Source organism: Actinoplanes sp. NPDC048791 (assembly GCF_040650095.1).
Classification (GTDB): domain Bacteria; phylum Actinomycetota; class Actinomycetes; order Mycobacteriales; family Micromonosporaceae; genus Actinoplanes.
Map to the genome: position 1 here is coordinate 1 of NZ_JBEZGQ010000012.1, position 23273 is coordinate 23273.

21 protein-coding genes are annotated in these 23273 nt (G+C 70.0%); 10 read left to right on the top strand and 11 right to left on the bottom strand.

The window, feature by feature from the left end:
• The first annotated feature begins 360 nt into the window (after window positions 1–360).
• A complete protein-coding gene (locus AB0C29_RS02395; protein WP_360814177.1) occupies window positions 361–1401 on the top strand; it encodes a BTAD domain-containing putative transcriptional regulator in 1041 nt (346 codons plus the stop codon).
• A gap of 146 nt (window positions 1402–1547) precedes the next feature.
• A complete protein-coding gene (locus tag AB0C29_RS02400) occupies window positions 1548–1790 on the top strand; it encodes a hypothetical protein (RefSeq protein WP_360814179.1) in 243 nt (80 codons plus the stop codon).
• Window positions 1791–1915: 125 nt separating this feature from the next.
• Here the strand turns inward: AB0C29_RS02400 and AB0C29_RS02405 are convergent, their stop codons facing one another.
• The 4 genes from AB0C29_RS02405 to AB0C29_RS02420 all read right to left on the bottom strand — a co-directional run bounded on the left by AB0C29_RS02405 (window position 1916) and on the right by AB0C29_RS02420 (window position 8402).
• Window positions 1916–2404 (bottom strand): DUF2690 domain-containing protein, encoded by a 489-nt coding sequence (locus AB0C29_RS02405; protein ID WP_360814181.1) that lies wholly within the window; start codon window positions 2402–2404, stop codon window positions 1916–1918.
• A gap of 137 nt (window positions 2405–2541) precedes the next feature.
• A complete protein-coding gene (locus tag AB0C29_RS02410; protein WP_360814183.1) occupies window positions 2542–6501 on the bottom strand; it encodes a hypothetical protein in 3960 nt (1319 codons plus the stop codon).
• 513 nt (window positions 6502–7014) lie between these two features.
• On the bottom strand, window positions 7015–7983 hold the full coding sequence (gene trxB, locus AB0C29_RS02415) for a thioredoxin-disulfide reductase (RefSeq protein WP_360814185.1): 969 nt from the start codon (window positions 7981–7983) through the stop codon (window positions 7015–7017).
• Window positions 7980–8402 (bottom strand): redoxin domain-containing protein, encoded by a 423-nt coding sequence (locus AB0C29_RS02420; RefSeq protein WP_360814187.1) that lies wholly within the window; start codon window positions 8400–8402, stop codon window positions 7980–7982. Before AB0C29_RS02420 ends, trxB begins: the two co-directional genes overlap by 4 nt.
• 150 nt (window positions 8403–8552) lie before the next feature.
• Here AB0C29_RS02420 and AB0C29_RS02425 point away from each other — a divergent pair, with 150 nt between their 5' ends.
• Complete coding sequence (locus tag AB0C29_RS02425) at window positions 8553–9017, top strand: MarR family transcriptional regulator (protein WP_360814190.1); 465 nt, start codon at window positions 8553–8555, stop codon at window positions 9015–9017.
• Here AB0C29_RS02425 and AB0C29_RS02430 read toward each other — a convergent pair.
• Window positions 8999–9502, bottom strand: a complete 504-nt coding sequence (locus AB0C29_RS02430) for a MarR family winged helix-turn-helix transcriptional regulator (RefSeq protein WP_360814192.1) — start codon at window positions 9500–9502, stop codon at window positions 8999–9001. The genes AB0C29_RS02425 and AB0C29_RS02430 overlap by 19 nt on opposite strands.
• 62 nt (window positions 9503–9564) lie before the next feature.
• Here AB0C29_RS02430 and AB0C29_RS02435 point away from each other — a divergent pair, with 62 nt between their 5' ends.
• The 4 genes from AB0C29_RS02435 to AB0C29_RS02450 all read left to right on the top strand — a co-directional run bounded on the left by AB0C29_RS02435 (window position 9565) and on the right by AB0C29_RS02450 (window position 12043).
• On the top strand, window positions 9565–10107 hold the full coding sequence (locus AB0C29_RS02435) for a carbonic anhydrase (RefSeq protein WP_360814194.1): 543 nt from the start codon (window positions 9565–9567) through the stop codon (window positions 10105–10107).
• Window positions 10108–10666: 559 nt separating this feature from the next.
• Window positions 10667–11743: a magnesium and cobalt transport protein CorA gene (locus tag AB0C29_RS02440; protein ID WP_360814196.1), complete on the top strand. Its 1077-nt coding sequence runs from the start codon at window positions 10667–10669 to the stop codon at window positions 11741–11743.
• Between the two features lie 31 nt (window positions 11744–11774).
• Window positions 11775–11906 (top strand): hypothetical protein, encoded by a 132-nt coding sequence (locus AB0C29_RS02445; protein WP_360814198.1) that lies wholly within the window; start codon window positions 11775–11777, stop codon window positions 11904–11906.
• Window positions 11906–12043, top strand: a complete 138-nt coding sequence (locus tag AB0C29_RS02450) for a hypothetical protein (protein WP_360814200.1) — start codon at window positions 11906–11908, stop codon at window positions 12041–12043. Before AB0C29_RS02445 ends, AB0C29_RS02450 begins: the two co-directional genes overlap by 1 nt.
• Before the next feature lie 82 nt (window positions 12044–12125).
• Here the strand turns inward: AB0C29_RS02450 and AB0C29_RS02455 are convergent, their stop codons facing one another.
• The 3 genes from AB0C29_RS02455 to AB0C29_RS02465 all read right to left on the bottom strand — a co-directional run bounded on the left by AB0C29_RS02455 (window position 12126) and on the right by AB0C29_RS02465 (window position 15516).
• The gene (locus tag AB0C29_RS02455; protein ID WP_360814202.1) at window positions 12126–12935 is read right to left on the bottom strand and encodes a hypothetical protein; all 810 of its coding nucleotides are present in this window, start codon (window positions 12933–12935) and stop codon (window positions 12126–12128) included.
• Window positions 12932–13429 carry a SigE family RNA polymerase sigma factor gene (locus tag AB0C29_RS02460; RefSeq protein WP_360814204.1) on the bottom strand — a complete coding sequence of 166 codons (498 nt, stop codon included), beginning with the start codon at window positions 13427–13429 and terminating at the stop codon, window positions 12932–12934. The genes AB0C29_RS02455 and AB0C29_RS02460 overlap by 4 nt, the downstream gene beginning before the upstream one ends.
• Before the next feature lie 113 nt (window positions 13430–13542).
• Window positions 13543–15516 (bottom strand): alpha-1,4-glucan--maltose-1-phosphate maltosyltransferase, encoded by a 1974-nt coding sequence (locus tag AB0C29_RS02465; RefSeq protein WP_360814206.1) that lies wholly within the window; start codon window positions 15514–15516, stop codon window positions 13543–13545.
• A gap of 144 nt (window positions 15517–15660) precedes the next feature.
• Here AB0C29_RS02465 and AB0C29_RS02470 point away from each other — a divergent pair, with 144 nt between their 5' ends.
• Genes AB0C29_RS02470 through AB0C29_RS02480 form a run of 3 tightly spaced genes read left to right on the top strand, consistent with a single transcriptional unit; the run spans window position 15661 to window position 19264 of the window.
• The gene (locus AB0C29_RS02470) at window positions 15661–16062 is read left to right on the top strand and encodes a hypothetical protein (protein WP_360814208.1); all 402 of its coding nucleotides are present in this window, start codon (window positions 15661–15663) and stop codon (window positions 16060–16062) included.
• The gene (locus AB0C29_RS02475; RefSeq protein WP_360814210.1) at window positions 16011–18665 is read left to right on the top strand and encodes an NACHT domain-containing protein; all 2655 of its coding nucleotides are present in this window, start codon (window positions 16011–16013) and stop codon (window positions 18663–18665) included. The genes AB0C29_RS02470 and AB0C29_RS02475 overlap by 52 nt, the downstream gene beginning before the upstream one ends.
• Window positions 18662–19264, top strand: coding sequence for a DUF6454 family protein (locus AB0C29_RS02480; RefSeq protein ID WP_360814212.1), 603 nt, complete (start codon window positions 18662–18664; stop codon window positions 19262–19264). Before AB0C29_RS02475 ends, AB0C29_RS02480 begins: the two co-directional genes overlap by 4 nt.
• A 40-nt stretch (window positions 19265–19304) precedes the next feature.
• On the opposite strand, the gene AB0C29_RS02485 is transcribed toward AB0C29_RS02480, so the two are convergent.
• The 3 genes from AB0C29_RS02485 to AB0C29_RS02495 form a co-directional block, all read right to left on the bottom strand.
• Window positions 19305–20291 (bottom strand): Ppx/GppA phosphatase family protein, encoded by a 987-nt coding sequence (locus AB0C29_RS02485; RefSeq protein WP_360814214.1) that lies wholly within the window; start codon window positions 20289–20291, stop codon window positions 19305–19307.
• Between the two features lie 205 nt (window positions 20292–20496).
• Entirely contained in the window at window positions 20497–21951 is a 1455-nt protein-coding gene (locus AB0C29_RS02490; RefSeq protein WP_360814216.1) for an alkaline phosphatase PhoX, read from the bottom strand.
• Window positions 21952–21987: 36 nt separating this feature from the next.
• Entirely contained in the window at window positions 21988–23235 is a 1248-nt protein-coding gene (locus tag AB0C29_RS02495) for an endonuclease/exonuclease/phosphatase family protein (RefSeq protein ID WP_360814218.1), read from the bottom strand.
• Window positions 23236–23273 lie beyond the last annotated feature (38 nt).

Here is a 23273-nt window from a genome sequence, read left to right on the forward strand (position 1 = left end):
GCCGTGCGGCGCCGCGCCGGCCGGCCCGGCGGACCCGCTGATCACCAGAATGCCGGGCGCGGTCACAGCGGCGAGAAAGAGGCTGAGGGGTACGCGGCGCCGCTGTTTCATGTCCGCGTCCGGAGGGTTGAGGCTGGCTCGGGCATGGCTGGGTCCTCTCGCATCTGAACGTCCACCCGATGGGGCAGGCGCCAATATGCGAGCCAGGCGCATTTTTCGAGCACCGGCAGCGCATCGGTGGATGCCCTGACCGTGCGCCGGCAGTGCTCACCTTTCACTCTCGGCCAAATGGTGTGGTCCGTCCCGGAGCCGCGAATCAGGATGGGCGCGTAACGACGGATTGACCGAAGCGGGGGACCGATGAGGCGATACACGCACCGGCCCGAGGACGGCATCCGACTGCGCCTCCTCGGCCCGGTCGCTGCGTTCGGCCCGCGCGGGCCGATCAAGCTCGGCGGCAGCCGGACTCAGAGACTGCTGGCGACCCTGGCACTCAGCCCCGGTCGGACCGTTTCGGCCGGTGCGCTCATCGACGCGGCATGGCCGGAATCGCCGCCGGCCACCTGCCGCGAGCAGGTGAAGAACTGCCTCGGCACGGTGCGGCGCTGTCTCGCCGCGGACATCGGCCGCAACGTACTGATCCGCGAGTCCAGCGGTTACCGGCTCGATCTCGGCGAGGACGCGATCGACGCCCACCTGTTCTGCCGTGCGGTCCGGCCGCCGGCACAGCCGGAAAGCGAGCGGGCCGCCGTGGCCCGCCTGCGCAAGGCGCTCGACCTGTGGGCCGGGGCCGCACTGGACGGCATCGCGGAGGGTGCGCTCGGCTTGGAGGCGACCCGGCTCGACGACATGCGCCTGGCGGCGTACGAGGAACTGTTCGACCGTGAGCTGCGTCTCGGTTCCGGGCCGGCGCTGATCGAGGAGATCGCCCCGCTCGCCCGGCGGCATCCGACCCGGGAACGGCTCACGCTGCAGCTCATGACCAGCCTGCACGAGTCCGGCCGGGCGGCCGAGGCGATCCAGGTCATGGACGAGCACCAGCTCCGGCTGCACGCCGAGATCGGCGTACAGCCCGATCCGGCTCTGCGGAAGCTCGCCGCACGGATCTGGCAGGGCCGCACCCACCGTGCGGTGGCGACCGAGCCGGACCCGGCGGGACTCGAGGCACTTCTCGCCCAGCTGACGGATCTCACCCGCGAGATCGTCCGGCGGTTCGAGTCGGCGCCGGCCGGTGCGGTCATCGGCACATCGCAGAGAGCCGGCGGCTCCCCGGTTACCCGGGCGGTACCGGCCGGCCGGGTCTGCCCGCGGTGCGGGAGCTGGGTGGTCGACGGCAATCGGCACGACGTGTGGCACGTCGCCCAGTCCGCGCCGCAGCGCCACCGTCTCCGTCCCGCGTAACGAACCATCACGTTCCGACATCCATCGTGGATGGTCGGCCATAATGAGGAGGATTTCGTATGTCTTCATCTGTTTCATCCGGCCGAGCTCTTGCGGGCCTCGCCGCTGTGGGAGTGCTCGCGTCCGCGGGCGTTCTGGCCGCGGCGATGCCTGCCCAAGCGGGCTGGCGCGGTGAGTGCACCGTCATGGTCTCCAACGCCACGCAGTACAAGATCTGGTGTGACGGGAACGGCCCGGAGAGCTATCGCGCCGCGATCAAGTGCTTCGGCACCTCGGGCACCTCGTACCGGTATGGGGCGTGGAAGTGGCACGGTGACCGCACCGGCTCCTATGCGGCCTGCCCGGGTGGCGTCAACGCCATCACGTCCCGGTGGATGGAGCTCAGCTGATCGGGCTCCTGTCTCGTGAATGACGAACAGGCGGTGGCGGGGTTGTTCACCCGCCACCGCCTATGTTGCCTGTTCCGAGTTCTGAGCCGACAGGCCCGCGCACCGTCGAGATGCGCGGGCGCTGATCAGTAACGGCCCGTACACATCCGTTCTTCGCCGACGACGCCGTAGTCCACGCAGGCTTCGCCGAGCATGTTGGCGTCGTCCAGCATGATGGTCCAGTGGTCTTTTCCCTGCGGGGTGTACGGGTTCCTTCCGTCGTAGCGCGACGCCCGGAGAACCCAAGCCCCTGCGGAGTTCTTCTGGTAGCTGTTGATGGCGAGACCGTAGAAGTCCTTGCCGCGGGCCCAGACGCTGCGGCAGCGCTTGCTGTATCGCAGTTCGACGGCGAGGAGCCGGCCGCCGCCTGGCCAGTACGCCTCCCGCACCGTCACGGCGTCGTCGGCGCACTTGAAATTGACGCCGCCGGCATCGTAGAACCGGGACTCCGACGACTGATCTTCATACCGCGAGTACGCCTGCGCCGGCAACGCCGTCGTCGCGACCAGCCCGATGGTCGCCATGATGGTGACGACCAGCAGCCTGAGCTTGCGCGGTCGAGAGATGTGAGACATGACATTTCCTTTGTTCGAGATGACGCCGCCTGACGCGGGGACGCGTCCCGGTCGGACCCATCCTGAGCTGTGCGGCGGCGGCGGGCCAGACCATTCATCTGAGCCTTAAAGGTGGTCCGGCCCGCCGCCGCGTCCTGTCAGGACCAGCGGCAATTCATGACCGGTAGCAGATCCTCCACGGCACGCCGGTACGCCTGATATCCATCCACATTGGGGTGGAAGGACCCGGCTCCGATCTTGGAGCTGTCGGCTTCCCCGTCGTCGTCCGGGTCGTGGTAGGCGTCACCGACGTTGTAGGAGTTGATGTAGTTGTCGAACCCCCAGCCGACCTCATGCCCGTCGAAATAGGTGCGGACGTCGATGGCCGCGACCTTGTGCTCCATGTCGGCGGGAAGTAGCTCGGTCGCCGCCACCCGGGCCATGTCGTTGAGGAAGTTCACCTCGTCCTTGCTCAGTCCCCAGGTGAAGCCGGGCACGGCCACGGAGAGATCCGACCCCTCCTTCAACAGGCGCGGGTAGCCGACGAGCACGATCCAGGCGTTCGGCGCCCGTTCCCGGATCTCGGCGACCACCCGGTTGACGTCCGGCTTCACCACGTCGCGGATCCGTCGCGGGACCGACTCGGTGACCGGCGCCGGGAAGTTCGGGACCGAGAAGTTCGGATCCACGCAGTGCTCGGGCAGACATCCCTGCACCACATCGGACCAGCCGGCGTCATTGCCGCCGATGCTGAGCATGACCAGCGTGGTGTTCCGGTCGACGAAGCCGGAGTCGAGCTGGGTGACCTCGCCCTGCGTACCGTTGGGCAGCTGGCCGGAGGCGTTCGCCGGCGCCGGCGAACCGTCGAGCTTCTTCGTCGCCATCACGTTGTGCGTCCGCGCTCCGGCGCAGGCGATGTGCTGGAAGTCGACGTTGGGATCCCAGTCCTTCCTCAGGGCGTCGAGGGTCTTGCCGTTCGGCGTGCCGGGTAGCACCACGCTCGGCCCCCAGGCCTGCGGAGAGCGCCGGCATGCGTCCTTGAAGTCGGCGTCGTTGCCGTACTGGTCGGACACCCGGGTGTATTCGTCGGCGCCCTCACCCGCGGAGAACGAATCGCCCATCGCGACGATCTGATGCCGGGGCTGGCCGGCCAGGGGCTGCACGGCGATCGCGTCCCACGAGATCTTGTGGATGCCCTTGCCGTCCTTCGTCACGTTCGACAGCTCGACCATCGGGGTGCCGGCCGCGCGGAAGTCGAACACCCCGATGTCCACCCACTTGTTCTCTTCCCAGCGGGTCGGGATGGTGCGGTGCTGCGACGGGGTGCTGTCGCCGGGCCGGTAGATCTTGTAGTCGGCCTGGTGTGTCCAGGTGCCGGTCGAGGGCAGATGGACGAAGACCCGGGTCCACGCGTGCGTGGGTTGGACGACCCAGGTGCCGGTGACCTTCATGCTTCCGCCACGGTCGCCTGCGCCATAGGTGAAGGCCGTCCAGAAGTGCCCGTTGAACCCGCCGCCGACCTGGTGGAAGTCCACCTTCGAGGGGTAGTCGCCGTAGTCGTCGGTGGCGAAGTTGAGCGCGAAGCGGCCGCCTCTGCTCTCCTGTCGCGCGCAACCTCCGCGCACCACCGGTGTTCCGTCCGGGACGTCGTCGACGACCACGGCGTTGCCCGGCAGGCCGGCCCGGCTGCAGGCGGGCGGATAGCTGTTGCCGTCCTCCTGATACGCCCAGCCGGGGTCGAAACGGAGCGTCTCGTGACCGCACATGGTGCACGGGTTGCCGGCCGACGACTTCCAGCCGATGCTGGCGTGGAACCAGCACTTCAGGTCGTACTCTCCGAGGCCGTTCTGGTGCATGCAGGGGCCGGGCGGATCGCTGGATACGCCCGGTGCGGTCGGCTTCTGCAGCTGCCCCGGGTAGCAGTCGTTGTCATTCGGTCCACAGAAGATGGCGGGGTTCGGCTTGACGTCCCGCTTGTTCTGCACAGTGGTCCACCAGGCCTGCCGGTAGCCGGCGACGACCGTGGACTCCGACTCGTTGATCTCCACCGGGAAGCCGGCCCAGCCGAGCACCTTCTCCTGGTACGGCCACCGCTGCGGGTTCTTGGCGTCCGCGCGGTCGTCCATCAGGAACGGCTTGCGCTGCGGGTCGAAGCGCGGGTTGATCGGGTTGTTGCCCCACCCGACGCCCCACGGCTGACCGTCGTGCATGTCCGGGTGGAAACCCGAGTTGTACGCCCAGATCGCGAAGAACCAGTTCTCCAGGGAGGACGGGTCGCCGTCGTGGATCCGCATGCCCGAGCGATAGACCTGGTTCCACTTGTCCTGGAGGATGCGCAGGCCGGCCGCCACGTTCGCGGCATAGTCCAGAGCCACCGCGCGCTGCGCCTGCTCCGGCAGCGCCGTCTCACCCGGCTTCTCCCGTCCGGCCCGGCGCATGCCGTCGGTGACCTGCGCGACGCCGTAACCGCAGTCCGCGTCCTCCCAGTTGACGACCCAGTCGTCGGAGCTGGTGGTGTTGGAGAGGTTGCGGCCGTAGTAGTTGCCGATCAGCGGGTTGCCGGTCATGCCCGGCAGGATGAACCGGGGCGCCTGCCACATGTTCGACTCCTGGGCGATGATGCCGAGCATGATCTGCGCCGGGACCCGGCCGCCGCCCTCCAGCGGGATGGGCGGGAACAGGCCCTGCGGGGTGTAGGCCGGCATGCCGAGGTTCTTCCAGTTCGCCGGCCGTTGCACGGTCAGCGAGTCGGTGATGGCCTGGTCGACCGCCCACTCCACCTGCCGGGGCTTGGGCTGTAGCGCCTGGTTGGCCGGGTCGTTGCGGGGCACCGAGCAGTACCGCTCGTCCTCGATCTGACTGGTCGGCGAGCCGCTCGTCGTCGCTCGCGCCGACGGGCCGGCCTTCGCGGCCGGGGCCGACAGCGACGGATGCGCCGCCCGGCCGGCCTCGGGGTCGACACCGTCGCCGGGGACGACGCCGAACGTCACCGCCGCATCGGTGTCCAGGACCTTGGCCTCGATCCGCACCGGTTCGGCCGGCCCCGGGGCGGTGTCGGTGCCCACCGTGCTGACCTTGGTCACCGCGAACCGGCCGTTGCTGGACAAGGTGCTGTCGACCGGTACGTTCGCGACGCGTACCTCTGGAGGGAGCGCACCGGACCGCTCGGCGCGACCCGTCACGTAGACCTGGCCGGCACCGTCGGCCGTGAGGCCGACATCGGTGACGGCGCCGGTGGCCAGCGTCGACGTCTTGGCGTCGGCTTGGGGGACGGTACGGCGGACGCGCGCCCGATCACCGGACCGGTCCATGAAGACGAGGCCGCCGGAGCGGTCCGGAGTCAGCCGGAACGGCACGCCGCCCGTGTCGGCGATCTTGCGAGTGCCGCCGTCGGCCTGGATGCTCAGCAGGCTGGTGGCCCCGGCCGCGACGATGCCCGGTCCCGCGGGCACCGCCGAGCTCACCTCACCGGCGACCAGGGTGCGCTTGGTGATGCGCCCGGCGGCGGTGTCGACGGTGGACAGCCGTGTCTGTGCCTTGCCGCCCGGCTGGTCGCCGCGGGTGCCGGCGAACTGGCTGACGACCGCCTTGTCGTCGGTGCCGCAGCCCGGGTTGAAGTAGGCCAGCGTGCTCTGTATCGGCAGTTTGGCGACCTTGCCGGTGACCAGGTCCACCACCGCGGTGAACCCGCCACGGTCGAACAGGTCGAGTTCGTTGGTAAAGGTCCGCGGCGCGTAGACCACGACGAGCTTGCGGCCCGAGCCGGTCAAGCAGGCGTTGCCGATCCACATGTCGGTGTCGAAACCTGGCTCGGCCAGCGTGGCGACGGTCGTCCAGGTGTAGCCGCCGGCCGCGGTGGCAGTCAGAACGTGGAACCCGTCGGCGTCGCCGGTCGTCGTCCAGGCCCGGTCCGCCGACTTCCGCCAGCCCTTCGGTAGCAGCTTGTCGCGTTCCTTCGGAGCGATGGTGTCGGTCGGTCCGGCGGGCCCGGCCGCGGTCTTCCCGGGTTGGGGCGGCGGTGTCGGCGCCGACGGCGCGGCGGATACCGGCGCCGCGGTGGCCACCAAGGCCAGCGACAGCGCCGCCCCCGCGGTCCAGAGGAGTCGTCTGAGATTCACGAGCGTCCTTTCCTTGTCTGACTCGGGCCACAGCGCCGGTGGCGTGGCGGTGGCGCCGAGTCTCTGTGCCGCTCGTGAGGGCCGTCGATGCTATTCGGTCGTGACTGAAAGGTTCGGTCAGCGGGCCGTTGGGGCTTGTCGCCGGTGCATGTCGAAGCCGCCGCCGAAGAGATCGTGATCGCCGGGAAGGATCGTTTCCGGGTGGGAGCTACACCAAGCGTGACGTCTCCGGACGGCATCGAAGGGTTTCCAGAATGGGGTATGGCAAGGGCGTGTGCCCCGTGGTTGCCTGTGTATCGCCGGCGTCGTGGCGATGCGAGCGGATTGGCGCGCCACGTACGCCGGCTCGCGCTCTGGCTCGACGTCAGGCGACGTGGAATCGCTTTGTTCTGAGGTCTGGGCGCTGCCCGACGAGCGCGGCAAGGACAGCCAGGGCGATGTGCATTGTGGAACCCGCTCGGGCAACGTCACTACGGTCAGATGACATCACTCGTCGATGGTCATGTGGGTTGCTTAGGAGTCCAGGGGTTCGGCGGGCGGGCCGGCGTTCTCCTTGTCGGCGAGCCAGTTCTCTGCGTCGAGGGCAGCCGCGGCCCCGGTGCCGGCCGAGGTGATGGCCTGCCGGTAGACGGGATCGGCCAGGTCGCCGGCGGCGAAGACGCCCGGCTCGCTGGTGCGGGTGGACCGGCCGGCGGTGCGTACGTAACCGTGCCGGTCGATGTCGACCTGGTCGCGGAACAGGTCGTTGGCGGGGTCGTGGCCGATGGCCACGAAGACGCCGGTGACCGGCAGGGTCCGTTCGTCGTGGGTGGCCGTGTGGCGCAGCCGCAGCGCCGAGACCGTGTCGTCGCCCACGACCGAGACGGTTTCGTGGTTCCAGAGAATGCTGATCTTGGCGTCGGCCGCGGCTCGTTTCTGCATGGCTCGGCTGGCGCGAAGAGTGTCGCGGCGGTGCACGAGGGTGACCGTACGGGCGAAGCGGGTGAGGAAGGTCGCTTCCTCCAGGGCGCTGTCCCCGCCGCCGACGACGGCGACGTCCTGGTCGCGGAAGTAGGCGCCGTCGCAGGTCGCGCAGCTGCCGACGCCGCGGCCGACGAACTCCTCCTCGCCGGGCACGCCCATCCGTCGCCAGCGCGATCCGGTGGCCAGGACGACGGCCTTGCTGCGCAGCACCCGGTCGGCGACCGTGACCGTCTTCACCGGGCCGGTCAAGTGGACGGCGTCGGCGTCCTCGTCGATGAAGGTGGCTCCGAAGTTCGCCGCCTGCCGGCGCATCGCGTTCATCAGGTCGGGCCCGAGGACGCCGTCGGCGAAGCCGGGATAGTTGGCGACCGCGGTGGTGGTCATGAGTGCCCCGCCGGCCTCCGCGCCCTCGACGACGATGGGCCGCAGGTCGGCGCGGGCGAGGTAGATCGCCGCGGTGTACCCGGCCGGGCCGCCGCCCAGAACCACCACCGGGGAGTCGAGCTCGCCGGGATTCATCGGGCGATCGCCTCGAGCAGTTCCTTGCGGTCCATGCTGCGCGGTGGCAGCGCCGAGGTGCGCCGGTACTCGACGGTGCCGTCGGGCGCGATGAGGAACGTCCCGCTGTGCTGGACGGACAGGAATACGCCCATTCCGGCCGCGGCGTGCCCGGAGCCGGACGCCCACGCGGTAACGGCGGTGGACGGCACCTTGGTGGCGACCTCGCGGGCCTCGCCGACATCGCCGGGGACGATCAGGACGACCGACGTCCCGCCCAGGCCGCCGGCCTCAGCCAGTTCGGCCAGCGAACGGGCGTGCTTGAGGCAGATCGGGCAGGTGTCGGAGCGCAGGAAGTAGGCGATCGCTCGCTCGCCGCCGCGGATGCTGTGCAGAGTGTTGCGGTCACCGCGGGGCGACACGAGTTCCAGATCAGGCATGCGGGTTCCGATGTCAGGAACGGTGGCGGCACTGGGCATGATGTCCTCCCGAGGGGGTCTGTCGCACCGGACCGGTGCGGCAGGCCCAATAGTCAAGTAAGCTGCGTACATTGTCAACCTACCTGCCTACTTTGTCGTGGAGGACGCCCGATGACTGAGGAATCAGCGCTCCAGCAGCTTGCCGACGCGGGCAGCGACGAACTGGGCCGGCTGCTCCTGCGCGCCGTACGGGCGGTCAACGAGCAGGTCATCGGCCGGCTGGCGGCGCTCGGGCACCCGGAGGTACGGGGGCCGCACACCGCGGTCTTCGCCAACCTGGACCCGGGCGGCACCCGCGCCGTGATGCTCGCCCAGCGTGCGGGCATGACGCGGCAGGCGATGAGCACCCTCATCCGCGAGCTGGAAACTGCCGGCTACCTCCAGGTCAGCCCGGACCCGGCCGACGGCCGCGCGGCCCTGGTGCGCCTCACCCCGCTGGGCGAGAAGTTCTGCAGCGACGCCGCCACCGTGATCACCGAACTGGAAGCCGAGTGGGCCCAGCACCTCGGCGACGCCGACCTGACCCACCTGCGCAAGTCACTGCACGCCCTGATCGGTTACACCTCGCCGGCCTGACCGTCCGGTGTGTGGCGCGTGTTCTGCTGATGGAGGTCGAGCGCGGTCAACCACTGATCGAGTGCTTCGGCGGCGTCCGGGTCGACCGCCCCGCTGATCCACGCCTGGGCCCGGCGCCAGGCCGGCTCGGCTTCCGCGAGTGCCCGGTATCCGGCCTCGGTGACGGCCACGCGCGTGGTCCGACCGGTCGCGGACGTTGCGGCGGCGTGCACGTACCCCTGCTTGGTCAGCACGTCGACGTTACGGCTCACCGTCGAACGTTCGAGCCCCAGCCAGCCGGCTATCTCGGACGGGCGGGCGGGGGCGCCGAAGACAGCCAGCTCGGAGAGAACTTCGAGCTGGGGGAGCGTCAAACCGTACTCCCGCAACTCCGTGTCGAAGCGCCGCGACACCAACCGATGCAGCCGCGCGATACGCCTGCCCAGGCACTGGTCGGACATCCACAGCGCCTGCTGACGGGCCTCGTTCGCCGACTTCTGTTGCATATACACCTCCGTACGGATAGCTTAGCCCTTCCAGATGTTGCAGATACACCATCGGAGGCAGCGTGTCCGAGTTCCACGAATTGTTGAGACGTAACCGCCTCTTCGCCGCGAACGTCGACCTCACCAGGCTGGCGATGCCGGCGGCCATGCCCGAGCGCATACCCCTGGTCATCACCTGCGCCGACCCCCGGGTCGAACCGGCCGACTTCCTCGGCGTGAACACGGGCGACGCCGGGGTTCTGCGCAACGCGGGGGGCCGCGTCGACGACCGGGTGATCGAGGACATCGCGTTTCTGGCCATGCGCCTTCGCGTGCGCATCGACGTCGCGGTCATCCATCACACGCAGTGCGGGACCGGTATGTTGGCCGATCCGGACTTCCGGCACACCATTGCCGGCCGCGCGGGAGGCAACGACGCAGACCTCGCCGCCAAGGCCGTGACCGACCCGGTGGAGACCGTGCGCTGCGACGTCGCGAAGCTGCTGGACAACCCGATGCTCGCCGGCGACCTGGTCGCTTCGGTGTCCGGTTACGTGCTGCGTCTGGAAACCGGACTCGTCGAGATGATCGTCGAAGCCACCATGACGGAACGGGCGCCGGCGTGACCTGCTCGGGACTGCGCCGGGTGACGGCGATGGTTATGAGCAGTGCCAAGGCATCGGCGCTGCGGCTGCCGGGCTCCGCCTGGTCGACGACGAACTGCTGGCCGGGAGCGCTGCGGACGTCGAAGGCCTGGTAGTCGAGGACTTTTCGAGGCTCCACCGCTGCAGCGGCCTGCGAGCACCGCGGCGATCGCCGTGTCACTGGCGGCGAGAACCGGGTACACCCGCCCGGGGGAGTCGCCGGACGGGAGTGGCCTTCGGATTCCCGTGCCGAGCTCCAACAGAAGAAGCGAGCCATCCGTCGATCCGGCGAGGATGCGCTCGCCGGCCGCCATCGCCACTCGGGCGGCGGCGAAGCGGGCGGGCGATTGCGTCTCGGTGGCGGCCGCGACGATCCCGGCAGCGTCGAACAGCTTGATACGAGTGGTGAATCTCCGGCGGCCGGCGATTCTGGTCTGGCCGGCGACGACGAGCAGCGGGCGTGCCGCGCACGGGCGCTGGGACGGGCCGACGTCGCAGACGTGCAGCAACGCCGCCGGCTCGAAGTACGCTTCGGCCGGGGGTGAAGAGAATCTTGGACGCCCGACGCACCTGGCAGCCGCTCCGAACCACCGTCCAACGACGCGCCGACCATACCGCGATCGTGGGCTGCGACCTGTTTGTCAACGGGGTCGCCGTCGAGAGCCCTGGCTCCGCCGCGGATCTGGGGCGGCTCCACGAACGGGCACGGGAGCAGGACGGCGCCTTCGTGTGGCTTGGGCTGCACGAGCCCTCCGAGGCCTCGCTCACCCGCGTTGCCGAGGTCTTCGGCCTGCATCCGCTGGCGGTCGAGGATGTCCTGCACCGCGAGCAGCGGGTGAAGATCGAGCGCTACGAGGACGTGACTTTCCTCGTTCTCCGGGCCGCCCAGTACGTCGAGCACGAACGGGTCACCGCTACCAGCGAGATCGTCAGCACCGGTTTTGTTCGTGTCTTCGTCGGCCCGCACTTCGTCATCACCGTGCGGCAGGGCAGCGTCATGGAGCTCAGCTCGCTGCGGGCCGGGCTGAGTTCCGACCCGGAACTGCTGGCCCGGGGCCCATGGTCGGTTGTGCACGCCATCCTGGACCGCCTCGTCGACGCCTACGTCGACATCGCGGCCGCGATGCAGACCGATATCGACCTGACCGAGGCAGCCGTGTTCGCGGCCGGGACGCCGGTCTCCGTCGAACAGATCTACCAGCTCAAACGCCAGTTGATGAAGTTCAAGACGGCCGTGCTTCCGCTCCAGCGCGCGTTGGCGACCCTGGTCGGCGGGCAGTTCGCCGACCTGTCCAAGGGGATTCGCCGCTACTTCAGCGACGTCGCCGACCACCATGCCGCCGTCGTGGAGCAGGTCGTCACCTTCGATGATGTGGTCAACGCCCTTCTCCAGGCCCGGCTCACTCAGGTGACCGTGGAGCAGAACAACGACATGCGCAAGATCGCCTCGTGGGCCGCGATCGCCGCGGTGCCGACCGCGGTCGGCGGCATCTACGGCATGAACTTCTCTCACATGCCCGAACTGACCTCGCGGTACGGCTACCCGGGTGCCCTGCTGCTCATACTGGTCGGCGCCGCCGGCCTCCACCGCCTGCTTCGTCGGGCCGGATGGCTGTGACACGGGCTGGCTTGGAGGCGGGCGCCGGGGTGTGACATCGGCGCTGGTCGGCTCCGATAGTGACGTCACGGATCCACCGATCGTGCCGCCCGATCCGTTCTTCGTGGCCCGGGGAGTCATGATCCCGCTCTCCCTGGTCCAGCTGGGGTTCACCGGCTGCTGATGGCTGCCTCCTACGCCGCCGAGACTCCGTCGCCCGGCCTGACAGGACGCGCGCCCGCCGCGACGCCGCTGCCCGGCTCGGCGGAGATGGGCGACACCGGCACCGGCCTCGAGCCCGCCGGCTGCGAATCGCCGTAGCCGCTCCACCACGCCGCCACCGAGGTGCCCAGCTCTGGCCGTGTTTCTCAGGTGGCTGCGGCGCAACCGTCGACCGGGCGGGTCAGCCGGTGATCTTCTCTGCGATGTCGGTGGCGATCGCATCGAGCTGGGCGCGGGTGAACACCGGCGCCGGTGCGGACGGCGCGCTGCCGTCGCCGCCGAAGTAGTTGACGGCGCTCAGGTGTACCGCGTGTCTGCGGTCGGCGAGTTCCACGTCGACTCCGTAGAAGTGCCACCCTCGGCCGGGCTTGTCCACGTACCGGATGAGCCGCAGCCCGGATGCGGTTCGGGTGGTCTGGCAGTCGGCGATCGGCGGCGCGCATTCGTAGAGCGGCTCGCACGATTGGCCGGCCCCGCACCTGACGTCCCGCAGCGACAGGTAGAAGCCGCCCTTGCGGCCGTCGGCGGTGACTCCGGACCGGGCCCGGAACGTGCTGTCGTCCAGCGCGAACATCACCGGATGCCCGTCGGGTGTGCGTTTTTCACCCGGCACGTCCGGCATGTAGATCCACCGCACGTCGGGAGCGTGCTCGGTCGCCGCCTCTTCCAGGACGGTCTGCAACCGGTCGAGGATCCGCTGCTGCCCGGCCGGCGTACCGGACTGCAGCTGGAACGCGAGCGGGCTGGGCGACACCGACGGCGACAACGAGGGTGATGCGACGGCGGCCGGTGGGGCGGGTGGAGGCTTGGAGCCTCGTCCGGGCAGGAGACTGGCGCCGACCATGACGGCGACGACGGCCACGGCGGCGGATCCGCCGGCGGCGAGATGACGGATCCGGCGGCGGCGACGGGTACGCCGTACGACGGCTTCGACGTCGACGGTCGACGGCGGTGCCGTGCCGAGGAGCTGGTCGAGCATGGCCTGGTTCACTGGTGCCTCCTCGTGGCGTAGCTGAGCGCGCGCAGAGCCTCCAGAGCCCGCGCGGACTGGCTCTTGACGGTCCCGGTGGTGACGCCGAGCAGTTCCGCGGTCTCCTCGACCGAGTGGTCGAAGTAGAACCGCAGGACGACGACGGCACGTTGCCGTCGCCCGAGCCGGGACAGCAACGCGATCAGCTGCTCCCGGTCGGCGACCTGGTCGGGCGGGCTCCAGCCGGGGTCGGGCACGTCCTCGGCCGGGTACTCGCGCCGCCACGGCCGGCGATTCTCGTCGATCCAGGACCGGGTCAGGACGCGCTGCGCGTACGCGTCCGGGTTGTCGGCGGCCGACACCCGGCGCCAGTTCTCGTAGAGCTTGCCCACGACTGTCCCGACCAGGTCGTCAGCCATGTGCCAGTCGTGGCACAGCAGGTAGGCCGCCCGCCGCCAGCGGTCCATCCGTATTTCGACGAACTCCCGGAACTCGTCCTCCTCGGACCTTTTCACGGTCCTCCCCCCACACGTCTCTGCGGGCACGACGGAAACTCCGGTGTGCGAGGTTGCAGGCTGGGTCGTTCGTACGGAACGCCGCCGACGTCGGCGCATGCCGCACAGCAGGGTCAGTGCGGCTGGACGTGCACGATGTGGACCGGTTCGGTCTCCGGGCCGAGCCGGACGAAGTTGTGCGCGGACCAGTTCCAGTGCTGGCCGGTGATCAGGTCGTGGGCCACGAAACCGTCGTGCGGGCCGAGGCCGAGGTCGTGCATGGTCAGGTGGATCCAGGTGTCGCGGGTCTGGCTCGGCTCCAGGTTGGCCACCACGATGACCACGTCGTCGCGGTCGTAGATCCGGCGGGCCTTGGAGAACACCAGAATGTTGTCGTCGTCGGCGGAATGGAAACGCAGGTTCCGCAGCCAGTGCAGGGCCGGGTGGGCCCGGCGGATCTCGTTGATCCGGGTGAGGTACGGGGCCAGCGACGGCTGGTCCCACCGGCGGTGCTTGTACTCGTACTTCTCGTTGTCGATCTGCTCCTCCGCGCCGGGGCGGGCCACGTTCTCGATCAGTTCGTAGCCGGTGTAGATGCCGTAGCTGGGCACCAGGGTGGCGGCCAGGGCAGCCCGCATCTTCCAGCCGGCCGGCCCGCTGCGCTGCAGGAACGGGGTCAGGATGTCGTGGGTGGTCGGCCAGAAGTTCGGTCGCATGTAGGCCGCCGCGGGCCCGGCCAGCTCGGTGCAGTACTCCTCGAGCTCTGCCTTGGTGTGCCGCCAGGTGTAGTAGGTGTAGGACTGCTGGAATCCGATCCTGGCGAGGTTGTGCATCATCGGTGGGCGGGTGAAGGCCTCGGCCAGCCAGATGATCTCGGGATGGTCGGTGGCGACGTCGTCGATCAGCCGGTCCCAGAAGGCCAGCGGCTTGGTGTGCGGGTTGTCCACCCGGAAGATCGTCACGCCGTGGTCGATCCAGACCTGCACGATCCGGCGGATCTCGGCGTAGAGCGCGTCCGGGTCGTTGTCGAAGTCGAGCGGGTAGATGTCCTGATACTTCTTCGGCGGGTTCTCCGCGTACGCGATCGAGCCGTCAGCCCGGGTGGTGAACCATTCCGGATGGGCGCTGACCCAGGGGTGGTCCGGCGCGCAGTTCAGTGCCAGGTCCAGGGCCACCTCCAGGCCGAGCTCCCGGGCGCGGGCGACGAACGCGTCGAAGTCGGCGAACGTGCCGAGGTCGGGGTGCAGCGTGTCGTGCCCGCCCTCGGCCGACCCGATCCCGTACGGCGAACCAGGATCTTGATCGGTGGCCCGTAGGGCGTTGTTGCGGCCCTTGCGGTTGATCCGGCCGATCGGGTGGACCGGCGTCAGATAGACCACGTCGAAGCCCATCCCGGCGATCGCGGTGAGCCGGTCCGCCGCGGTGCGCATGGTTCCGCTGACCCACCGGCCGGTGGTCTCGTCGACGTGGGCGCCCTCGGAACGCGGGAAGATCTCGTACCACGCGCCGTACAGCGCGCGGTCCCTCTCGACCAGCCACGGACGCTCCGGGCCGGCCGACACGAAGTCGCGCAACGGCCGCGCCGCGAGCTCATCCTGCACGGCGTGGGTCAGGCCCGCGCCCAGCCGTACCTCCGGCGCGGACCGGGTGTCGCGCAGCCGGTCGATCGCGTCGCGCAGCGTCGCCGCCTGCTCGGCCGTGCGGTCCACCTCGGCCACGGCACGCTGCAGCACCCGTGCGCCTTCTTCCAGCATCAGCTCGGTGTCGACCTGGGCACCGACCTTGATGACGGCGTCGTGATGCCAGGTGCCGTACGGGTCGGACCAGCCCTCGACCCGGTACGACCAGCGGCCCGGCCGATCCGCGCTGACGGTGACCGCCCAGGCGTCCAGGCCGGCGTTGACCCGCGTCATCGGCCGGTGGTGTTCGCGCCCGGCCGGATCGGTGAGCACCGCCGTGGCGTTGACCGCGTGGTGGCCCTCCCGGAACACCGTCGCGGTGATCTCGAACTCCTCGTCCACGACCGACTTGGCCGGCCGGTCGCCGTCGTCCACCACCGGCTTGACGTCGACGACCGGGATCCGGCCGGAGCGTTGCGGCATCCTCATGTCAGGTCACGGTAGCGGCGTCCGGGGAATCCCGTGCCCCAGGACGATCGACAGCAACATTCAGGTGAACAGGCCGGCGCGCGAGGTCCACCGGGTGTTCACCGCGGACCGTTAGCGTGGTCCGTTCGGGACACCGGGGGAGATTTGACCGACGCCATTTTCCTAGCGCTTCTGGGCATCGCGGGGGACGTGCTGCAGCGGATCGCCGGCGACGTGCTGACGGAGTTCGCGCAACGCCACCGGGCCGGTGGCCGCACCGAGGTGACCGCGGGGCAGCTCAGGCGGGCAGTGGACCGCATGCGCTCCGGCCTGACCGAGCTGCGACAGAGCGACCTTCGCGGTGTCGCACCGCACGAATGGGAAGCAGCGGTGTCGGTCGCGCGCACCAGCCTCACCGGAGCCGGGATCGACCTGGCCCTGGTCTTCGACGCGAGCTCGACCCGGCGCGTCTGGCCGGGATCGTCGAGGCCCGCGGTGCGACGGACCTGGATCGCGTGGGCCTCGACGCCGGCGGCACGGCCGTTTATCACCGGGTGGTCGGCCTGACCTGCGAGCAGCTGATCGCCTACTTCCGCTCGCTGCCGCAGTTCGAGGAGGTGGTGCAGACCCGCACCTTCTGGCGGGTCGGCGATGTCGCCCGCCAGCTCGACGCGCTGCTGCAGCATCAGCGGTCGGCCGCCGGCATCGAGGATGCCGCCTTCGCCGCCCGGTACGCCGAAGCGGTCACCGACGCGCTCGGGCAGTTCGAACTGTTCGGGGTCACCCGGGGTCGCCGACCGCGCCGGCACACGTTCGACAAGTACGTGACGCTCGCGGTCGCCCGCCGCACCCAGGGGGTGCCCGACGACGACGAGGACGGGCTCACCGGCGTCGGCATCGACGTGGCCAACGCCCTGCTCGACAACCCCCGGGTGGTGATCCGGGCCGGTGCCGGAGCGGGCAAGACCACGCTGCTGCAGTGGCTGGCGGCCAAGGTCGCCGACCGGATGGTCTGGACCCGGGACGGGTACCTGCCGTTCTTCGTGCCGTTACGGCAGTTCGCCCAGGACTCTCACGAGCTGCCGTCGCCCGAGCAACTGCCGGCGATCGTCGCCCGGATGGTGGCGGGGGAGATGCCGGCGGGCTGGGCCAGCCGCCGGTTCGCGTCGGGCCGGGCGCTGCTGCTGGTCGACGGGGTGGACGAGCTGCCGCCCGAACGCCGGGAGGCGGCCCGTCGCTGGCTCGGTGAACTGGTCCGGGCGTACCCTCAGGTCCGTTTCGTGGTGACCAGCCGGCCGCCGGCGATCGAGGAGGACTGGCTGGCCGCCGAGGGGTTCGTGCCCTTCGACCTGCTGAGCCTGAGCGGGCAGGGGATCCAGGACTTCCTCGCCCGCTGGCACGAGGCCGCGGCCGAGGAATCCGGCGATGAGCCGGGAGCCGCCGACTGGCTCGAGACCTGCCGCCGGGAACTGACCGAGCTGATCGCCGGCCGGCCCGAGCTGCGCCGCCTGGCCGCGAGCCCGTTGCTGGCCGGGCTGATCTGCGCGCTGTACCAGGACCGGCACATGCACCTGCCGCGCGACCGCAAGAGTCTGTACGACGCCGCCCTGGAGTTGCTGTTGCTGCGGTGGGACGAGCGGCGTGGGGTCCGCACCGACCGGGCGCCCCAACTGAGCATGGAGGAGCAGGTGGTGATCCTGCAGCGGCTGGCGTACTCGCTGGTCAAGAATCAGGACATCCTGCTGCCGCGGGCCGAGGCCATCCGCCGGATCTCCCACGCGATGCGCGGGATCCGGCAGCACCAGGCCGAGCCGGAGTTGGTGCTGCAGCGCACGCTGGAGCGCACCGGTCTGCTGCGCGAGGTGTACGACGGCCAGATCCAGTTCGTCCACCGCACCTTCCGCGACTACCTGGCCGCCAAGGAGGTCGTCGACGCGGGTGACCTCGGCCTGCTGATCGACCATGCCCATCTGGACCAGTGGCACGACGTGGTGATCATGGCGGTCGCGCACGCCCGCCCGGCCGAGCGGGAACGGATCCTCACCGACCTGCTCCGCGGCAACGCCGCCGCCCGGGAGCGCGGCGTCCTGCACGACCGGCTGCGACTGGTCGCCGCGGCGTGCCTGGCCCAGGCCGACGTGACGGACAGCGACGAGATCCGCGATCAGGTGCATCAGGCGGCGCGGCGGCTCATCCCGCCGGCCACGCTGGACGACGCGGAGCTGCTGGCCAAGGCCGGCCCGTTCGTGCTGGACCTGCTGCCCGGCCCGCAGGGACTCGACGACGAACAGGCCGCCCGGGTGATCCGCACCGCCGCGATGATCGGCGGCGAGGGCGCGCGCGACATCATCGCCCGGTTCACCGGCATCGACCAGTCCATGGTGATCGACGAGCTGCTCCGGGCCTGGCGCCTGTCCGAGGACCCGGAGAGGTACGCCACCGCGGTACTGGCCGACGTGGAGTTCGGCGACCTCCGGCTGGAGATCCAACGCTGGTCGCGGGTGCAGTACCTGCGGCACCTCACCAAGCTGGCGATCGTCTCCTGCCGCGGCGATCTCACCCCACTGGACCCGCTGGCCGCCATCCCGGGCCTGCGCCGCCTGGAGCTGCTGCAGAATACGGTGCTGCGCGATCTCTCGCCGCTGACCGCCGCCCACAACCTGCGAGAACTGCACCTGGCCAGCTGCCCGTTGCTGCGTGACCTGAGCCCGCTGGCCCGTACCCAGGTGTCCGAGCTGCATCTGCACCTGATGAACGCCCCGCTGGAGACGCTCGGCGGCGCGCAGCTCACCCGTCTGGTGATCCGGGACCGCAGCCTGGCCGCCGGCCTGCACCCCCTACCGGCCGGCCTGCCGCTGACCGACCTGGTGCTGGACAACCGCCCACCGGACCGCAACCTGCGTGGCATCGAGCGGCTACCGGCGCTGACCCACGTCGAATTCTTCGGCGCGCCGGATCCCGAGGAGCTCGCGGCGTTGAGCCGGCTCCCCGCACTGAGCAGCCTCACCGCCCACCAGCCCGACACGGTGGATGACCTCGTGCGGCTCCCGGCTCTGCAGCACCTGGCTGTCGACGGGATACCGGACGCCCAGCAGTCAGCGGTCCTCGCCGCGCTCAAGCAATCCGGCCATCTGTCGATCACGCTCAACGGTGAGACCATCGCCTCATGACGAGCCGGCCGGCCCGGAAAGGCTTCAGGGCACCGCCGGCTGGACACCTTGTCGCCCTGAACAGAGGGCCTGACCCCGCGCAAGGCCTGGCCCGGGTGGGTGACCGGTTGATCCTGTCCAGTGTGGAGATTCTCGAGGCGCCGGTGCGTTATCCGGAGCCGGTCGGCGGATACGACCGCACTCCCGGCAAGGGACGCGGCCATGTCTTCGTGCTGGACCTGAACGGCAATCTCCAGCACGACATCGTGCTCGGCGAGGGGGACATGTACCACCCGGGCGGCATCGACGTCGACGGGCGTTCGCTGCTGGTGCCGGTGGCCGAACGGCGGATGATGGCCTGCACCGGCATCACCGAGTACGCCAACGCGGCCGGCGACAAGTTCGAGCTCGGTGGCATCGCCCCGATCGATCTACGGTCCCTGCAGGTCCGTCATGAGGCGCCGTTCCAGCAGTATTCGTCGGCGGGGCACGTGGCCACGCGCAACCCGGTCCACCTGGAGAACGAGGGGCGGACCCTGCGGGTGTGGGCGGCGCCCGACGACGGCGAAAAGACTGCGGGCACCGAGATCCTGGTCTACGAAACGCGCGTACCGGCCTGAACGCTGGCGGTCCGGCGCGGCCGGTTCCGCCCTACGGGCCTCAAGCGGCAGATGCGTCCGGGTGCCGGTCGGTGAGTGGCCACGGCCGTTGAGACGGTGCCGGTACGCCGAGGGTGTCCAGCCGTCGCAGGATCACCCCTTCGCGCAAAGCCCAGGGACAGATCAGTAGATCGCTGATCTCGAGCGTTCGCATCGCGACCCCGGCCACCAGCGCGCCGGCCACGAGCTGGTGCGCGCGGCCCGGGCTGACGCCGTCCAGGGTTGCCAGGTCCGGCGAAGCCATGCGGCTGATGAAGCTGAACGTCTGGCGCAGTCCGACGTCGGTCAAGGTGCGGCGGGCGCGCGGTTCGCTGCCGGCCGGAGCGGCCGCGGCGAGTCGTGCCAGCGAGCGGAACGTTTTCGAGGTGCCGACGGCCAGCTCGTACGGCCCGGTCTGCCGTATCTGCTGGGCGACCGGCGCGAGAGCGGCCTCGAGATGATCGGTCAGTGCCTGGACATCGCCACGCGTGGGTGGGTCGCCGGTCAGCCACTGCCGGGTGAGTCGTCCGGCCCCGAGGGGCAGCGACAGCGAAACCTCGGGATCTTCGTCGCGGCCGGCGGCCAGCTCCAGCGATCCGCCGCCGATGTCGAGCACCAGCAGGCGTCCGGCCGACCAGCCGTACCAGCGGCGAACGGCCAGGAAGGTGTAGCGGGCCTCGTCCTCGCCGGAGAGCACCTGCAGGTCGACACCGGTCTCGGATCGGACCCGGGACAGCACCGCGGCCGAGTTGTCCGCGTCGCGCAGCGCGGAGGTCGCGAAGGCGATCAGTTCCTCACAACCCGCGATGGCCGCGGTCGCCTTCGCCCGAGCCACGGCTCGAACCAGTCTGTCGGCTCCCGCTCGGGTCAACCGCCCCGCGTCGATGTGCTCGGCGAGCCGCAGCTGAGTCTTCTCCGAGCGCATCGGATCGGGGTGCCCGCCCGGCTGCGCATGGACCACCAGGAGATGCACGGTGTTCGAGCCGACATCCAGCACGCCGAGCCGCATGTCAACCACGGTAACGCTGAGTGGGGGCGGTCCGGAGGCAGCACGATGAGATTCATCCGGCGTTCAGTGTCCATTCGTCCACACAACATGATCCGAGCGCGGACGCCGGCGTCCGGTCTCCTGGCTGGTGGCCGTCGACGTGATCGGCCACCAGCCACGTCTCGCCGGTGTTCATCCGCGTAGCGCTGGATCCGGCGGCAGCCCGTCAGCTGAGGTACTTGTCCCACGGGCCGGTGATGGCCAGCGTGAGCCCGGGGTCCTGCATGTTGACGTAGAGGACTCGGCCGTCGTCGGTGAAGGTGGGCCCGCAGAACTCGGAGTCGTTGAGCTGGTTGCGGGCGATGGCGTAGACCGGTCCACCCGGGAACGCGCTGAGGACGTGGGACGCGCCGGCGCCGTCCTCGGCCAGCACCAGGCTTCCCCACGGCGTCACGGTCACGTTGTCGGGGCCGTCGAAGGTCAGATCGGTGTACTTGGCCGGGGCCCCTTCCTCGGCGGTGACCTGGTGCGGGAAGTACGTCACCAGCTGGATGGTCTGGTCGCGGTAGTTGTAGAACCACACCATGCCGTCGTGCGGCGCCGCGTCCGCCGGGAGATCGCCGTCCTCCCAGGCGTAGGAGTTGACCACGTACACGCCCTCGTCGGTGCCCCACACGCCCTCGAACTTGCGGCCGCGCGTGACCTGGCCGTCGGTGTACTGCTCCCGTACCGGTGTGGTCTTGGCGTCCCGGTCGGGCACTTCGATCCACCGTACGGGGAACGGCCGGCCCAGCTGGGCGGAGGTCAGGTAGGCCACGTCGGGCAGCACCGAGCCGTCGTCCATGATGATCTGCATCGCGGCGAGGACACCGGCGTCCGGCGCCAGCCGGGTGAGCACGCGCGGACCGACCTTGAGACCGTGGGGTGTGGTCCACCGGTAGAAGAGGCCGTTGGATCCGTCGGCGTCCTCGGACAGGTAGATGTGGGTGCGGTCCTTGTCGATCGCCAGGGCTTCGTGGGCGTAGCGGCCCAGGCATCTGATCGGCCGGGGGTCGGCGGTGCCGTCGGACCAGACCTCGAAGACGTAGCCGTGGTCGCGCTGGAAGACACCGGTGCGGTCGCCCTCGGTCCACTTGTCCCCGGCCCGGTCGTCGGTCTCCTCGCAGGTGAGCCACGTCCCCCAGGGGGTCGGGCCGCCCGCGCAGTTGGAGACCGTGCCGGAGATGGCGACGAACTCGCCGAGGTTGCGCCCGGCGCGGTCGGTCGTGATCACCGTGCAGCCGCCGGCATCGACCGCGCCCGGGTCGTAGACGGTGCCTCTGATGTGCGGTACGCCGAACTCGGCGCCGGGGTCGATCTCGTGATTCTGGATCAGGGTGTAGCGGCCACGGCCGGCGTCGAAGGCGGCCATGCCGTCGTGGTCGGCCGGGGTGACGCCCTGGCCGCGGTCCAGCCGGGTGACCCCGGCCCGGGTGACGACGGTGTAGCTGAAGCCCTCCGGCAGAGCCAGGACGCCGGCCGGGTCGTCGACGAGCGGCGGGAAGGGCACGCGGCCGCTACCGGCGGGCCGGTGCGGCCGGCCCGGATGGGCCTGGGCCAGGGACGGGACGGAGCCGGTGACGGCGAGACCGACGCCGGCGGCGGCGCTGCCGGTCAGGAAGGTACGGCGAGACGATGGCACGAGGTGTAGCTCCTCCACACGAGTGGGACGGTCGGGTCAGTGCTGCGGGCGCCGGGGCAGGACCAGGTCCGTCCAGACGAGCCGGTGGTCAGAGGTCGGGAAACCGTTGACAGGCGACCACTGCGGGTCGAAGACGCCGGTCAGCCGGAACAGCGGATCAACCCGGACCGGCCAGAACACACCGGAGCGCAGGATCCGGTTGCCGGCCCGGGGCAGCACGTAGTCGGCGTGCAGGTTGCCCGGTGCGGTGTCGGCGAAGTCGGCCGTGTCGAAGCGAGGATCACCGTGGTGGGTCAGGTTCGCCCCGCCCTGCAGGGCCGAAGCCTCCACCGCGCCGGCACTGGACGGGAACGTCCGAGCGTCGATCAGCGGGTGCTCGGTCAGCTGCCTGATCGCGCTCCGGTAGGAGTCACCGTCGTACGGGTCGGCGTTCTGGTCACCGGCGATCACGAAGTTCTGTCCCGGCTCGAGCCCGCCCCGGCGGCCCTTGTCGTCGTAGATGTAGGACGACGCCCGCGGCGTGACGTAGTCGGCCCAGAACCGGATCTCGTCATGGTTGCGCCGCCCGTTACGGTCCTCGGGTCCGTCGAAGGTCGGCGGCGTCGGGTGCGACACCAGGAAGTGCACTGTCCGGCCGCGTGCTTTGATCGGCACGTCCCAGTGACTCTTGGAGGACAGCCGCAGCGCCGCCTGTTCCTGCGGCGAATAGAAGTCCACCGGCATGGCATTGCCGGGCATGTCCCGCCACTTGAACAACTGGAACGTGCGTACGCCACGGACGTCGATCGGGTACTTCGAGTAGACCACCATGCCGTACTGGCCGGGAAAGAGCCCGAAACCGTACGAGTCGTCGCCGTACGCCTGATCCCCGGGCGTGGTGTCCACGACGCCGTTGTTGTTGAGGTCGAAGCCGGAGGACACTCCGGTGTTCGACGGCGCGACGTAGCGGTACGGGTAGCGCTGCGCCGGTGCCCCGTTCTGCGAGACGGCGAGGAAGTTGTCGGCGAACAGGCGCGCCGCCACCGGGTCGAAGTCGAACTCGTTGATCAGCACGACGTCCGGCCGGCTGCGCTGGATCACCTCGGCGACATTGCGGGCCTGCCGCCGGTAGACGTCGTCCACGCCCGGATCCGCGAGCTGCTCGCGCAGCAGACCCTGGGTGGGCCGGTTGAGCGAGAGGTTGTACGTGGCGAACCGCACGCTGTCGTCCCGGCCGGTCGCCTGGGCCGGTGACCCGCCGAGCAGAGCCGCGCCGAGCACGGCCGCCATGAGAAGTTGCTTCATGACCCCTCGGTACCGGACAGCCGACCCACCGGGCAATG